Source organism: Shewanella sp. SM73 (assembly GCF_025653795.1).
GTDB classification, from domain to species: Bacteria; Pseudomonadota; Gammaproteobacteria; order Enterobacterales; family Shewanellaceae; genus Shewanella; species Shewanella oncorhynchi.
The window spans coordinates 592,715-607,893 of the sequence record NZ_JAKKRY010000001.1; the positions used below are offsets into that span (position 1 = coordinate 592,715).

Here is a 15,179-nt window from a genome sequence, read left to right on the forward strand (position 1 = left end):
GCTTGCAAACTCTGACTATAGGGTCGAAATAGGCTTTCTCGGCGCAAAGACTTGCAGCTCAAGCTAAAATCCACTATAAATGCCGCCCCAGAAAAGTGGAACGTCAGTATGAATTACCCTGTCAACGAAGTATTTGAAACCATTCAAGGTGAAGGTGTTTTTACCGGAGTGCCTGCTATATTTGTCCGCCTACAAGGTTGTCCTGTGGGATGTGCTTGGTGCGATACGAAACAGACATGGGATGTGCTTGAAGCCAATAAGGTGTCGCCAGAGCAAGTGATTACCGTGGACGGCACCATTGGTCGCTGGGCTGATCATACGGCGCAAAGTCTTATCGCTGCCTTTCACGCTAAAGGTTTTACTGCGCGGCATATCGTGATCACCGGCGGAGAGCCTTGTATGTACGATTTACGCGAATTAACCGAGACCTTGCACAGCCAAGGCTTTGCGACTCAAATCGAAACCAGTGGCACCTTCGAAATCAACTGTGCCGATGACACTTGGGTGACAGTATCACCCAAGGTGAACATGAAAGGGGGCTATCAGGTATTAGCACAGGCGCTGAACCGCGCCAATGAGATTAAGCATCCTATCGCTACTGAAAATCACATCGATGAACTTGATGAATTACTGCAAGACATCGATATTTCAGCGAAAACGATTTGCCTTCAGCCTATTAGTCAAAAGCCTAGAGCGACAGAACTGGCGATGAAAGTGTGTATCGCCCGTAATTGGCGCTTATCGATCCAGACCCATAAGTATTTGAATATTGATTAATGCTAATTTGCAAAGCATAAAAAACGCCTCACAGTTGTGGGGCGTTTTTTATGGTGGATGTTTTGTGGATTCTAAACCTAACGACTTAATACAGTTGCTTAATCAAGCTCACTTAACTGGCCGAAATGATTAAATGCTGCAAGTTGGCGCTGATAGGGCGCAATATCGCCGATGTTAGCTGTAATCCAATCTGTATCGTAATAAGTATCAAGGTAACGCTCACCCGAGTCACAAATGAGGGTTACTATTGAGCCTTGCTCTCCACGCGCTTGCATTTGTACAGCCAGTTGTAATGCACCGTACAGGTTGGTTCCTGTGGATGCGCCGGTTTTACGGCCAATTAATTGTTCTAACCAATGAATTGTCGACACAGATGCGGCGTCGGGAATTTGCAGCATAGTATCGACAACTCCAGGAATAAACGATGGCTCGACTCTCGGTCGACCTATGCCTTCAATCTTACTGCCATTGCAACAGGTTAAGCTGGCATCGCCGCTCTGATAGAAATCAAAAAAAACGGAGTTTTGCGGGTCGACCACGCAAAGTTGTGTTGCCAACCTCTGATAGCGAATGTAGCGGCCTATGGTCGCCGATGTGCCGCCAGTGCCTGGGCTCATCACTATCCAGCGCGGGATCGTGTGTGGCTCGCGCTCCATCTGATTGAAGATAGAGTTGGCTATGTTGTTATTACCGCGCCAGTCGGTTGCACGCTCGGCGTAGGTGAATTGATCCATATAATGGCCGCCAAGCTCTGCGGCAAGGCGCGCCGATTCTGCGTAAATCTCACTGGAATGATCGACAAAATGACATTGACCGCCATAGAAAGTGATCTGCTCAATCTTCTTTTTAGCCGTGCTTTTGGGCATTACGGCAATAAAAGGTAAACCGAGTAAGCGGGCAAAGTAGGCTTCAGAAATCGCCGTACTGCCCGATGAGGATTCGATAATTGGCGTGCCTTGCTTAATCCAGCCGTTACACAGGGCATAGAGGAAGAGTGAGCGGGCGAGGCGATGCTTCAAACTCCCTGTCGGGTGGGTACTTTCATCTTTAAGATAAATATCTATGCCATCGAGCATAGGTAATTCAAGCTTAATCAAGTGGGTATCGGCGCTGCGCTGAAAATCCGCTTCAATCTTGCCTATCGCGTGGGCTTCCCATGTTGGGCAGAGTCTGTGAGCGCTGTGAGAATCCACTGGTGGTTGAATCGTGTTAGAAATCATAGTAGTCACATCGAAAGAGATCATTTTCAGAGCATATCACAGGGACGGGCAAAGCGGTTTTATTGGATGAGCTTGAAGTCATTCGCTTAAAGTAGAGCACGACGTAATTGAAATCAAAAACAAATGTCGCTCACCAAGAGGTTTACTTAATATAGAAATGCCAAGAATTTAATTAGATTAAGCTGGAACAGTCAGATTAAGTTGGAACAGACTAAGCGGAAGTGGAACAAGAAGGATATGCGAGAGTGAAAGAAATGGTGGAGGGAGAAGGATTCGAACCTTCGAAGGCTGAGCCGTCAGATTTACAGTCTGATCCCTTTGGCCACTCGGGAACCCCTCCACAAACTTTCTTTTTAGCTTTACAACTGACTTTTAAAATTGTCTTTCAAAACATCATCAATAACAGACTTGTTTATCAAGACAAAACTAAACATTGGCCATGTTTAGTGTTTGAAAATGATTATCTGCGTTAGAGATAAAGATGGTGGAGGGAGAAGGATTCGAACCTTCGAAGGCTGAGCCGTCAGATTTACAGTCTGATCCCTTTGGCCACTCGGGAACCCCTCCACGAATACCTTTAACGCTTTTGTAAAACTCTACATCATTTTCGAACAACACGATAAAACTTGCAGTGCAAATGGTGGAGGGAGAAGGATTCGAACCTTCGAAGGCTGAGCCGTCAGATTTACAGTCTGATCCCTTTGGCCACTCGGGAACCCCTCCTCAATTGCGGCCGCCATAGTAGTCAGAAACCTTTTCCATGTAAATACCCAATTTAAAAATATTCCTAAAGTTATGTATCAAATGGTCGATTAACTAACAACGAATTGTTTTGACGATGTTTTTTTATGCAAATTGATGTTCCTTTAGTCAACGAAGTCCAAATTGGCACCCGCTTAAACGCGGCGATAGAAAACGACAGACGGGGCGAATTCGCCCTGTTGCTGTCGTTACTGTCGGTTGACGCTCGGGACATGGCGCAATTCCAATGGCAAAATGAACTCGATATGGCGCAAAAGTTACAACGCCAATTTGAATTGCCACCACAGCAAAGTTTAATGGCGGATTTATCGTCTGCTGAGCCAGTGGTTGATAACAGCAGTATTTTTATGGCTCAAGGTCCACGTGCGTTTCAATTACAACAAGCATTGCGACCGGAGGCCTTAGTCATCCGTGGCGGCGAGTCAGTCGCAATGGCAGAAGCGTTAAGTAACTGTGATCATGTGACTCAGCTGAGGCAAAGGGGCCAATTAACCGCACCCAAAGTCGAGATCATGCACTTTGCTGATCAATTGGCAATCCAACGTAATCTTGTGCCTTTGCTCGCTTCAGCCTAAGGCAGTCTTCCCGCAAGTGATCTTCAATACCCATAGGGTCAATTTGATCCATTTCGATAAATAAGCGTGAGCTAAAGCCAGTTATCTTGAAGCTTAATTACCTATAATTCGTATTAACCTATCGAGTTAAAATTTACCGCGTTAAAAATTTAACGAGCATATTTTAGTGATGCCGTTAATCAGTCGCTCTATACATTAAGGAATACAGATGAAAGGCATAATAGAAGCACAGAGCCCGACAGTGAATGACACTTGCACCGATTGCGGCAGCTTTGTCGATATCGGCGCCGTTATTGATGAACACGATACGTTATTGACGTTAAATTTTGTTGGCGATAGCGCTCAAGCGGATGCCGAAAGCATGGCAACACGCGCTCAAACTCGATTTGCTGAAGTGCAAACTGAATTTGTGACTAAAGCTGAAGGCGTCGACTTACTGCTGACCTTCAATGTCAGCGCGGAAAAAATGATTTTTCAATTGGAAAACGGCCTGTAATTTTTAGAGCAGCACTTTAGTTTTTAGTCGGTCATAGATGTCACAGAAATCGCGCTAATTGCCTAAAAATGCTGCTATTGTTAGCCAAATTGTAATAAATTGTGCCACATGTTGCTGTGCTTGCAACAGTTAGTGTAATCTGCCTCCAAATAAGAATAATTCAATCAGCTTAATTCTAAATTTCAAGGTAAGTTTGCTAACAGCAAAGACCTTTAGCCCAACACGAAGTTTTGTAGGGAACCAGCGTGAAGCGACGTCAGCATCAGCATTTATTGGAGTCTTTGGTACAGTCAACTGCAAAACAGCAGGGCGATTTCACAAAGACGGCAGAGTTAACCACAGAGTTGTTGTGCCAGAATTTAGCGGTTTCTTTGGTATCAGTGTGGACTTTTTCATCTGATCAACAAACCCAATCACTCGTCGCACAATTTGGTTCTATGATGTTGCAAGACATTCATAGACCTAAGTTATTACAAGATTGTCCCCGGTATGTACACGAGCTCAAAACTCTGCGCCATATCGATGCAGGCAATGCCCTGACCGATCCACGTTTAAGTGAATTGGCTGAGTGCTATTTTATCCCGCGGCAAATCAACTCGAGTCTTGACATCGCCATTCGCATCAATGGTCATCTCGAAGGTGTGCTCTGCATTGAGCGGGCACAATTGACTCCCCACTGGCATGACAGTGAAATTCACCTCGCGTGCCAGATGGCCGACCAATTAGCCCTGACCTTAGCGACAAAGCACAGCTACGATAAAGAAGAAAGCTTGAGTTTATTTCGCTGTGCCACTGAACAATCGCGACAAATCAGTATGTTAATTAATCTGCATACTGAAAAAGTCGAGTATGTGAATCAGGCGCACAGTGAAATCACCGGCATACCCCGTGAGCAGATTATCGGCGCGAATATTCGTGAGTTGGCTTTTTTCAAGCAGCATGCCCAATTAGCCGAGCAAACCCTAGCGCAAATCTTTAGGGGGGAAATTGCCAAAGGCGAAGTGCAGTTTAGTCGTGCCGATGGTAGTCGTTATTGGCTGACATACGTGCTGAGTCAGTTCATTACCGATCGCGGCAATCATTATGCCTTGGTCTCGTGTGAAGAAAATACCGACGAGCATAACTATAAGTCAGAGCTTGAACGGCTTGCTTGGCGTTGTGGATTAACGGGACTCCATAACCGTACTCATTTTAATCGAGTGCTTGAACGTACCACGAAGGGACTGTTGTTATTAGTTGATTTAGTGGGATTTAAGCGTTTTAACGATACCTATGGCCATGAAAATGGCGATAGCTTGTTGATAGAAATTGCCCGCCGTTTGAAACATTTTTCTGAGATTAATAAGGCCACTGAAATTGCTCGCGTCGGCAGCGATGAATTTGCAGTGCTGTTGATCGATGATAATGCGGTTTACGATCTCGATTATTTTAGTACGCGCCTGTATCAACATCTTGCCATGCCTATTTTAATCGGCCGCGAGCAAGTCGAACCAAAGCCTGCTTTAGCTGTGGTTGATATTGCCTCTGTGGCGAGTTTGTTTGCCCCATTAACCTGTGCCGATATTGCAGTGCAGTATGCTAAAAAGAAAAAAGGCACTGCAATCCAAGTATTTAACAGCACGTTATTGAGCGCATTTAAAGAGGATGCGCAGATAGAACGTGATTTACACAGTGCGATCCGTGGCCGTCAGTTTGAGCTTTATTATCAGCCACTGAGGGATCTTGAGCAGAATACCTATATTGGCGCCGAAGCCTTAATCCGTTGGCACCACCCTAAAAGAGGCGTGTTATTTCCAGCTTCCTTTATTGATATTGCTGAGCAGTCGGGGATGATTAATTCTATCGGCAGTTGGGTTTTAGAGGCCGCATGTCGACAGTTAAACCTATGGCAGCATCATAATGCAGATATGACAATGCATGTGAATGTGTCGGCCCGCCAGTTCTTCAGTGGTAATTTATTCGAGCAAGTGTGGCAGTTGTTGACGCGTTATCGCTTGAAACCTAAGACTTTAATCTTAGAGATCACTGAGACTGAATTGATGGGTGATATTCGCCATGCGACCTTGTTATGTCAAGAATTAGCGGAATTAGGCGTAGGGCTCGCGATTGACGATTTTGGGACGGGTTACTGCTCTATGCGTTATTTGAAGCAGTTTCCGATCAGTAAACTTAAGATTGATCGTTCGTTTATTTCAGATCTTACCGTCAGCCGTGAAAGTCGTGAAATTGTGTCAGCCATTATCGCCATGGCGAATGCATTAAATATATCTTTAACGGCAGAAGGGGTTGAAACCCTTGAGCAAGAAGCGTTTTTAGCGAAAAGTTTTTGCCATCAGGCACAGGGTTATCTCTATAGCCCTGCATTACGGGAGCCTGAGTTTGCACAATTTATCTTGTCGGCGAAAAGCGCTTCAGTCATAACCCACTAAGTCACAATTATTTCAAATGCGCTGCTCACGATAAAATAAAGGCAACCTAGGTTTGTAATCTAGGTTGCCTTTATTGTTGATCTCTGTGCTTGTTCAATCAGCACTATAAACCTTCACCGTAATTCTCCAGTGCAGTTCAGCACTGTATACCTATCGAGATTTTAAGCAGCATTGTTTGAATTTTTTGCCACTATGGCAAATACAGAGATCATTTCTACCGGGTAATTTAGCCGTCATTTGCTGGCCTTGGCTGTAATACCAGCGACTTGCTTGGTAGATAAATTCGGATCGCTCATAGATAGCATCAATTTCACCATCGAGCTTATACCAAGCTTTAAAAGTAACTGTGCCATGTCGTTGTTCAGCTATCGCCGCTTGAGCATTGTGGATTGGTGTTTCAGTGCTGCTCTGTACATCTAATCCTAACCAATGTGGGTGAGGACCAGCCTTGAGGCTCGTGAGAGTAAGGCCATTTAGATGGTCAGGGTGATGTGTTTTTAAAATGTAATCAAAATTTTTCAATACAAATGCGCAGTAGCGTGAGCGCATAAGTTGTTCAGGTGTACGGGCAATCACTTGCCCAGAGTCTACATGCGTATGCAGTGGACCACAGCAATCTTGATAGCTTAGCCCACTGCCACAGGGACAGGTTTGCTTAGTTGTAGTCATGTTAGCTAAATCTTTAATTTAATTGTATTTGTTTAAATTTATTCGATTTCTATCTAAATGCGTTAGATGTTAGACAGCCCATTTAAACGTAATCGGCATTAACATTAGGGTAATTTTTTACCCGCAGGTAAAGGCGGAAATTGGCGACCATAATACAAGTTAGGCACTGGTTTCGCATTCAGATAATAGCTAGGTTCTGCGCGGTTATTGGTATCTAAGCTCACTTTCCATTGAGTGGATGAGACTTTTTCTGTACCAATAGCAAATTTGCCCGCAAATTCACTCACAGGTTCGCCAGTTTCTTGTGCTGGGTAAAATCGAACCAAATAATAGCCTGTATCTATGGCACCATTACCGATAATTTTGCGTTTAGTAATGCGAAAATCCACGTCGATAGTGGCTTTTTTGGCGCGGATTTTATCGAAAAACTTCTTGTAAATGGCGACAATATTGTCTCGTCCATAGTAAATTTCTTTACTTTGACTCTCAGATAAGTAGCTAGCGTCATCAGCGTAAATCTCACGGGTCACCTCAGGAGACAATTGATTAAAAGCGCTAATAAACAAAGGGTAATTAGCGTTGATCAATTGATCATCAGTGGATTTTGTATGAGTTTTAGCTGGATTGGCTAAGCTTGGTAGTGACAATAAGCACATCAGGACTAGCGGCAAAAATTTCATTACTTTATTCTAATCTGGCAATCATGGCGTCACTATAATGGAGGCGCCCGCTGAACTAAAGCCTTGAATGTTTACAAAGTGTGTTTCTGTACAAGAGTGTGAAGTAAAGGAGCTTGCCATGCTGGATGATGAATCAGCACTGTTTTTTGAGGAAATGGCTGGAGTCGTGCCACTAAAAGGCGATATGCCAGTGGTAAATTTAGCACCGAAAGCGTTGACGGCTGAGCAAATACACAGACGCGATGCTTTACAACGGGAAGCCTTCCTAGCGTGTATGCCACTGGATTTAAAAGCGTTTCCACAGCAAGCGCCAGATGACATTGTGAGCTTTAAGCGTGAGGGGGTACAAGGCGGCGTTTTTAAACGACTCCGAATGGGGCAATACAGCATCAAGATGGAGCTTGATGTGCATGCTTATCGGTTAAACCAAGCTCGTGATGCCGTCCTTAACTATATACTGGCAGCGCAGGCACATGGTGAACGCTGTGTCATGTTGATCCACGGTAAAGGCTATCAGAGTCAACCCTTTGCGGGATTGCTCAAATCCGCTGTGTGCTATTGGTTATCACAACTCGACATGGTGCTTGCCTATCATTCGGCGAAAACCGAGCAGGGCGGTGCTGGGGCACTTTATGTGATGTTAACTAAGTCAGAACAGCTTAAGCTTGAAAACCGTGAAGCCAATCGTAAAGGAATGGGATGGCGTTAGATTAAACAGATAAGTATTGAATAAAAATGCCCAATTTTATTGGGCATTTTGTTTTATGTTATTGGGTGATGATTTTATGAACCCTTACCAACCACACTGGCGGTTTGCGGTGGTATTTTGCTCATCTAACCATGTTTTAAGTGGGGCGAAGTAATCGAGCACCGCTTTTGCATCCATCGTTTCTTTGCCGGTGACTTCTTTCAATGCTTCTGGCCAAGGTTTACTTAAGCCTAACTCGAGCATCTTATTGAGTTTCTCTCCCGCGGCTTGATTACCATAAATACTGCATCTGTGTACCGGACCTTTATCGCCTGCAGTTTCACACAGCGCTTGATGGAATTGGAATTGCAAAATATGCGCTAGGAAGTAACGGGTGTAGGGTACATTGCCTGGTACATGGTATTTAGCACCCGGATCAAAATCTGCTTCACTACGTTCAGTCGGTGCTTTGACGCCTTGGTATTTTTCCCTCAGATCCCACCAAGCTTGGTTATATTGGGCAGGCGTGATTTCGCCGCTAAACACTTTCCAGCGCCACTGATCTATCATCAGGCCAAAGGGCAAGAAAGCAATTTTGTCTAAGGCTTGTTTTAGTAAAAGGCCGATATCCTTAGATGTATCAGGTACTTCTTCTAATAAGCCGATTTGCTTTAAATAGCTTGGCGTGATCGACAGTGCAATCGTGTCACCAATTGCTTCATGGAAACCGTCGTTAGCGCTGTTTTTAAATAGGAAGGGTTGTTGCTTATAAGCGCGTTGATAGAAGTTATGCCCAAGTTCGTGGTGGATAACGCTAAAATCTTCGGCAGTTTTTTGGATACACATTTTAATGCGGATATCGTCGAGATTATCGAGATCCCACGCCGAAGCGTGACAAACCACATCACGGTCCTTTGGTTGTACGAATAGAGAACGCGCCCAAAAACTTTCTGGCAATGGTGCGAACCCTAATGATGTGAAGAAGCCTTCGGCTTGTTTCACCATTTTATGCTCGTCATAGCCTTTCTTTGCCAATAACTCAGTGACATCGTAACCCGGATCGGCATTGTCAGGGGCGACGAGATCATACACATTGCCCCATTGCTGGGCCCACATGTTGCCAAGTAAGTGTGCAGAGATGGGGCCAGTGGTCGGTGCGACGCTATCGCCGTATTCTTTATTGAGTTCACCGCGCACATAACAGTGCAAAGATTCATAAAGGGGTTTTACTTGGCCCCAAAGACGATCGAGTTCCTGTGAAAAATCATCGGGTTTCATATCATATTGACTGCGCCATAGCTCAGACAGGTTGGCATAACCGAGATCCTTTGCGCCTTCATTGGCCAGTTCAACTTCGCGTTGAAACAAGGGGCGCATGGGTTTAGCTATTTCACGCCAGCCTTTCCACGCTTCCAGTAATTTTACGGGATCTCGTGATTCGGCCATTAAGCTCGATAGCTCAGGCTGGGTCATACATTTGCCGTCGGCAAAACAGTATTTTCCTTTGCCGTATAAGCCATTTAATTCTGAACTAATTTGCGCCAGCTCGGTGTTCTTCGCAGGATCGAGCGGCGCGGGTAACACTAACGCACTGCGCAGGATATTGAGCTTGCGGGCATTAATGGGATCGAGTTCTACATTGGCGTACTTAGCCGCCTCGGTTGCAAATTTTACCGACGCGGCACTGACCTTTTCGCCGACTGCGGCAGACAGGGCCGCGGTATCATCAGTAATAAAGTTGCTGTAAATCCACTCGGCGCGATTAGATTCAATCGATAATTCGGCCATCTTGGCTTCAGCATCGTTAATAAAAGCAATGGCTTGTGCTTTATCTGGGGCGATATTGATGACAGCTGCTGCAGTAGCTGTCTTGTCTGTTTTACTTTGTGCATCATTACAGGCCGTTAATCCCAGCGCGAGTGCCACTGTGAGGGCGATTTTACTGCGACGATTCAATGAAATAACCATGTCTAGTTGTCCTTGTTGTTTTTGTGTTACACAGTTTACCTAAACCACAAAGTTATTGCACAAGGGTTAATTGACTTGTTTTTAACACTTATTCGGACATGTACGACATACCGCTTGTATCACAGACTAGAAAGCGGTGAATTTGTCCAATTTTAGTTTGACATCCGTGGTGCCAATGTTTAATTTAAACGAGTGTTTTAAATTAATTCAAGGTCACGGAATGGCAAGTCGATCCGATACAAAAACTAGAATACTTGATGCCGCAGAAAAACTGTTCGCCGAACGGGGCTTTTCTGAGACCTCCTTGCGACTCATTACCAGCAAAGCTGAGGTGAATTTAGCATCGGTCAATTATCACTTTGGTTCTAAAAAAGAGCTGATCCGTGCAGTGTTAGCCCGCTATTTAGACGTGTTTATGCCTGCCGCTTCAAGCCAAATTCATCGTTTAAATGCCGCTCCAGCACAAGCAACACTCGAAGAGATCCTGTCTTCTTTGGTCGATCCTTTATTGGATTTAAACGCGCTACGTACCGAAGGCACCACGATCTTCCTGCAGCTTTTAGGCCGTGGCTATATCGAAAGCCAAGGGCATTTACGTTGGTTTATTACTACCCATTACGGCCAGCATCTCGATGCTTTTGTTAAAGCCGTGTCGGCCAGTGCACCACATATTCCACCCGCTGAAATGTTTTGGCGCTTACACTTTACCTTAGGCACTATCGTGTTCACTATGGCGTCCGCTGATGCCCTAAATGACATTGCTGCTGCTGAGTTTGGTGAGCATAACGACATCGAAGCCGTGATCCGTAAAGTGATCCCCTACATGGCGGCTGGCGTATCAGTCCCCGTTTCTTCTTAATTAAAAGGTCTTGATAATGTTGACGATTATAATTCTTGCCCTGATAGCCATTGTCGTGTTGTTTGCGGTGAAAAATATCCGGATGCAGTTTATTACCCGCCCAGTTTTTAGTTTTTTCAAGAAGGTCTTGCCGCCACTTTCCGATACCGAGCGTGAAGCGATGGAAGCGGGTGATGTCTGGTGGGAAGGGGAGTTATTTCGCGGAAATCCTAACTGGAATACCTTGCATAGCTATGGCAAACCCACGCTAACTGCAGAAGAAAAAGACTTTATTGATAATCAAGTGATGACAGCACTGACGATGATCGATGATTTCGACATAGTGCATAACCGCAAGGATTTACCGCCAGAGCTGTGGGAATACTTTAAGAAAGAAGGTTTCTTCGCACTGATCATTCCGAAGAAATTTGGTGGTAAAGCTTTCTCTGCCTATGCAAACTCGACCATTGTCAGCAAATTAGCCAGCCGTAGCGTAAGCGCCGCTGTTACTGTGATGGTGCCGAACTCTTTAGGCCCAGGTGAGTTGCTGACCCACTATGGTACGAGCGAGCAGAAAGAACGTTGGTTACCTGCTTTAGCTAAAGGCGATGAAATTCCTTGTTTTGCATTAACTGGTCCAGAAGCGGGCAGTGATGCCGGCGCTATCCCAGATGTGGGTATTGTGTGCCGTGATACCTTCAATGGCGAAGAAATGCTCGGGCTAAAACTCACCTGGGATAAGCGTTATATCACGCTGGCGCCTGTAGCAACAGTTCTGGGTTTAGCGTTCCAAATGCGCGATCCTGAAGGTCTGCTTGGCGATAAGAAAAACTTAGGCATTACCTGTGCGTTGATCCCAACGGATCATCCTGGTGTGGTGATTGGTCGTCGTCATAATCCGCTGGGCATGGCGTTTATGAACGGTACTACTCAAGGTAAAGAAGTGTTTATTCCGCTCGATTGGATTATCGGTGGCCCTGAGTTTGCCGGTAAAGGCTGGCGTATGCTGGTTGAGTGTTTGTCAGCGGGCCGCGGTATTTCATTGCCAGCATTGGCAACGGCTTCTGGTCATATGGCGACTAAGACGACAACGGCTTACAGCTATGTGCGTCACCAGTTTGGAATGGCAATTGGTCAGTTTGAAGGGGTGCAAGAAGCGCTGGCGCGTATTATTGCCAACACTTATCAGTTAGAAGCCGCACGCCGTTTAACAACCACGGGTATCGATCTTAAAGTCAAACCTTCGGTCGTGACTGCAATAGCTAAGTACCACATGACTGAATTAGGCCGTTCTGTGATGAACGATGCCATGGATATTCAATCGGGTAAGGGCATTCAATTAGGACCTAAAAACTATTTAGGCCACCCTTATATGTCGAATCCAATTTCGATCACTGTGGAAGGCGCGAATATTCTAACCCGCTCATTGATGATTTTTGGTCAAGGTGCGACTCGCTGCCATCCTTACGTACTTGCCGAAATGGAAGCCGCAGCGATGGAAAACCAACATGAAGCCTTAGAGCGTTTTGATGCGTTATTAATGGGTCACATGGGTTATGCCACGCGTAATGCTTTCAGTGCTTTGTTTAGCGCGTTAAGCGGTAGCCGTTTTGGTAGTGCGCCAGTGAGCGGTGAAACTAAGCAGTACTATAAAGATATGTCGCGTATTTCGTCTGCATTAGCCTTAATGACAGATTTATCAATGCTGATCATGGGCGGCGATTTAAAACGCAAAGAAATGCTCTCAGCACGTATGGGTGATGTGCTCAGCCAGTTATATTTAGGCTCAGCAACCTTGAAGTTGTTTGAAGATAATGGCCGTCAACAGGACGATTTGCCTGCGGTACGTTATGTAATGGCCAATCGTTTGCACTTGGCGGCGAAAGCGTTGGAAGACACGATTCGTAACTTTCCAAGCCGTCCTGTGGCATGGTTACTGCGTGGCTTAATCTTCCCGCTGGGTAATCACTTCACTGCACCGAGCGACAAAATGGCGACCGATTTAGTTAGCGGCATGTTGAAGCCTGGCCCTGCTCGCGAACGTATTACTTTCTTATGTCCTGAATTTGAAGGGGATAAGGGCGGTATTGCTGAAGTTGAGCAAGCATTTATCGCGCAATATGCCTGTAAAGATATCTATAAAAAACTGAAGAAAGCGCAGCGTGCCGGTGAGTTGCCAGCAAAAGTGCCGAATCAAGTCTTGTTTGCAAAAGCACTCGAGACTGGCGTTATCACTGCCGACGAAGAACAAAAGTTACAGCATGCTGATAAGCTGCGCTTAGCGGCAATTAATGTGAATGATTTCGAAGCGTTATAGTGATTATTAGTGTTTGATGTTAGCGCAGTTTGGTCTAAGCGGTGTTAAGTTCGATAGCTAAGCCGCTTGGGCCGTTTGGATTTACCTCTGAAATGAGAGACCAACAAATTTTCACCAACAGAAATCTGCACTTACAGAAAACAGTCAATATAAAAAAACCACCTTCATGAGGTGGTTTTTTATTGGCTGTTTTCTAACGAGCTTGAGTTGTTAGAAGAAGCTTAAGCAACTTAAGCTACGATCAACACTTTACAGGTGTTAGTGCCGCCGATGGTTTCCATTGCATCGCCTTTGGTCATTAATACCATATCACCGCTATTCAAATAACCAGCCGCTGTTAATGCTTCTAACGCTTTTTGCGCTAGCTCATCGGCTGGGTGGATCGTTGAATCGAAGTAGATTGGCAACACGCCGCGGTACAAGGCCATTTTGGCTAAGGTTGTTGCGTGACGTGATAAACCTAAGATTGGCAGTGAAGAACTGATACGAGACATTAACTGTGGTGTTGCACCCGATTCAGTCAGAGCGATAATCGCCTTAACGCCTTCTAGGTGGTTTGCTGCATACATAGTTGATAGCGCAATGGTCTCTTCAACTGAAGTGAAACGCACATCTAATCTATGCTTAGACACAATCACACTTGGGTGAGATTCAGCGCCAACACACACGTTTGCCATTGCCTTAACGGTTTCTTCTGGGAAGTCACCGGCAGCAGTTTCAGCAGATAACATCACAGCATCGGTACCATCAAGCACAGCGTTCGCCACGTCCATCACTTCGGCGCGGGTTGGCATTGGGCTTGAAATCATCGATTCCATCATCTGGGTGGCAGTGATGACGACTTTATTCAGTTGGCGTGAACGGGCGATTAACTTCTTTTGTACTGCAACGAGTGCAGCATCACCAATTTCAACACCTAAGTCACCACGGGCAACCATAACAACGTCAGACGCTAAGATAACATCATCCATAGCGGCATCGGTCGCAACCGCTTCAGCACGTTCAACTTTAGCAACGATCAACGCATTACAACCGGCTTGACGGGCAAGATCGCGTGCATAGTCCAAGTCAGCACCACTGCGCGGGAAAGACACGGCTAAATAATCCACTTGGATCATTGCTGCAGTGAGAATGTCAGCCTTGTCTTTTTCGGTCAGCGCAGCAGCAGAAAGTCCGCCGCCTTGTTTGTTAATACCTTTGTTGTTAGATAAAGGGCCTGCCACAGTCACTGTGGTATGCACTTTACGGCCTTCAACACGCTCAACGCGTAATTGAACACGGCCATCATCTAACATCAGGATATCGCCAACAGTCACATCGTCTGGCAATTGCTTGTAATCGATACCCACTTGGGTCTCGTCGCCTTCACCTTTGGCTAACTCGGCATCAAGTACATAGGCTTGACCTAATACGAGTTGTACTTTCTTATTGTCTTTGAAAGTAGAAACGCGGATTTTAGGGCCTTGTAAGTCACCAAGAATGGCCACATGAACGCCTAACTCTTTAGCGATTTCGCGCGCTTGAGTTGCTCGTTTTAGATGATCTTCGGGGGAACCGTGGGAGAAATTAAGACGTACAACGTTTGCACCTGCCGCGATGATGCGGCGTAGGTTATCATCACGATCGGTAGCGGGACCTAGAGTGGTGACGATTTTGGTTCTGCGGAACATAAGGATACTCCGTTAAAGTTAAAAAAAATCTTGGGACTATATTACCATGCAATTCCAAATTTTGTAGTAAAGTTACAATCAAATTGATCT

At 45.4% G+C, this 15,179-nt stretch carries 12 protein-coding genes and 3 tRNA genes; 7 read left to right on the plus strand and 8 right to left on the minus strand.

What is annotated here, in order from left to right; all coding sequences use genetic code 11:
• Window positions 1-108: 108 nt before the first annotated feature.
• Window positions 109-777: a 7-carboxy-7-deazaguanine synthase QueE gene (gene queE / locus L5M51_RS02615; protein WP_168825223.1), complete on the plus strand. Its 669-nt coding sequence runs from the start codon at window positions 109-111 to the stop codon at window positions 775-777.
• 98 nt (window positions 778-875) lie between these two features.
• Here the strand turns inward: queE and L5M51_RS02620 are convergent, their stop codons facing one another.
• From L5M51_RS02620 to L5M51_RS02635, 4 genes are all read right to left on the minus strand, one after another.
• Entirely contained in the window at window positions 876-2,021 is a 1,146-nt protein-coding gene (locus L5M51_RS02620) for a PLP-dependent cysteine synthase family protein (protein WP_263171494.1), read from the minus strand.
• 231 nt (window positions 2,022-2,252) lie between these two features.
• Window positions 2,253-2,337: transfer RNA gene (locus tag L5M51_RS02625), tRNA-Tyr, on the minus strand.
• Between the two features lie 142 nt (window positions 2,338-2,479).
• Window positions 2,480-2,564 (minus strand) — tRNA-Tyr (locus L5M51_RS02630).
• A gap of 71 nt (window positions 2,565-2,635) precedes the next feature.
• Window positions 2,636-2,720: transfer RNA gene (locus L5M51_RS02635), tRNA-Tyr, on the minus strand.
• Window positions 2,721-2,845: 125 nt separating this feature from the next.
• Between L5M51_RS02635 and L5M51_RS02640 the strand changes: the two genes are divergently transcribed.
• The 3 genes from L5M51_RS02640 (at window position 2,846) to L5M51_RS02650 (ending at window position 6,259) form a co-directional block, all read left to right on the plus strand.
• Entirely contained in the window at window positions 2,846-3,334 is a 489-nt protein-coding gene (locus L5M51_RS02640) for a VC2046/SO_2500 family protein (RefSeq protein WP_263171496.1), read from the plus strand.
• Window positions 3,335-3,542: 208 nt separating this feature from the next.
• The gene (locus L5M51_RS02645; RefSeq protein ID WP_219233569.1) at window positions 3,543-3,830 is read left to right on the plus strand and encodes a DUF406 family protein; all 288 of its coding nucleotides are present in this window, start codon (window positions 3,543-3,545) and stop codon (window positions 3,828-3,830) included.
• Window positions 3,831-4,075: 245 nt separating this feature from the next.
• Complete coding sequence (locus L5M51_RS02650; RefSeq protein ID WP_263171499.1) at window positions 4,076-6,259, plus strand: putative bifunctional diguanylate cyclase/phosphodiesterase; 2,184 nt, start codon at window positions 4,076-4,078, stop codon at window positions 6,257-6,259.
• Window positions 6,260-6,409: 150 nt separating this feature from the next.
• Here L5M51_RS02650 and L5M51_RS02655 read toward each other — a convergent pair whose 3' ends face one another.
• Both L5M51_RS02655 and L5M51_RS02660 read right to left on the minus strand, forming a co-directional pair.
• Entirely contained in the window at window positions 6,410-6,928 is a 519-nt protein-coding gene (locus tag L5M51_RS02655; RefSeq protein ID WP_263171504.1) for a YchJ family protein, read from the minus strand.
• A gap of 104 nt (window positions 6,929-7,032) precedes the next feature.
• On the minus strand, window positions 7,033-7,608 hold the full coding sequence (locus L5M51_RS02660) for a DUF4440 domain-containing protein (RefSeq protein ID WP_028760004.1): 576 nt from the start codon (window positions 7,606-7,608) through the stop codon (window positions 7,033-7,035).
• A gap of 118 nt (window positions 7,609-7,726) precedes the next feature.
• Here L5M51_RS02660 and smrA point away from each other — a divergent pair, with 118 nt between their 5' ends.
• Window positions 7,727-8,317 carry a DNA endonuclease SmrA gene (gene smrA / locus L5M51_RS02665; RefSeq protein WP_263145713.1) on the plus strand — a complete coding sequence of 197 codons (591 nt, stop codon included), beginning with the start codon at window positions 7,727-7,729 and terminating at the stop codon, window positions 8,315-8,317.
• A gap of 84 nt (window positions 8,318-8,401) precedes the next feature.
• Here smrA and L5M51_RS02670 read toward each other — a convergent pair whose 3' ends face one another.
• Entirely contained in the window at window positions 8,402-10,264 is a 1,863-nt protein-coding gene (locus L5M51_RS02670; RefSeq protein WP_263171507.1) for a M2 family metallopeptidase, read from the minus strand.
• 220 nt (window positions 10,265-10,484) lie between these two features.
• Here L5M51_RS02670 and L5M51_RS02675 point away from each other — a divergent pair, with 220 nt between their 5' ends.
• Window positions 10,485-11,123 (plus strand): TetR/AcrR family transcriptional regulator, encoded by a 639-nt coding sequence (locus tag L5M51_RS02675; RefSeq protein ID WP_028760001.1) that lies wholly within the window; start codon window positions 10,485-10,487, stop codon window positions 11,121-11,123.
• 16 nt (window positions 11,124-11,139) lie between these two features.
• Window positions 11,140-13,419 (plus strand): acyl-CoA dehydrogenase, encoded by a 2,280-nt coding sequence (locus tag L5M51_RS02680; protein WP_263145706.1) that lies wholly within the window; start codon window positions 11,140-11,142, stop codon window positions 13,417-13,419.
• Between the two features lie 230 nt (window positions 13,420-13,649).
• Here the strand turns inward: L5M51_RS02680 and pyk are convergent, their stop codons facing one another.
• On the minus strand, window positions 13,650-15,089 hold the full coding sequence (gene pyk / locus L5M51_RS02685; protein WP_105252459.1) for a pyruvate kinase: 1,440 nt from the start codon (window positions 15,087-15,089) through the stop codon (window positions 13,650-13,652).
• Between the last annotated feature and the right edge of the window lie 90 nt (window positions 15,090-15,179).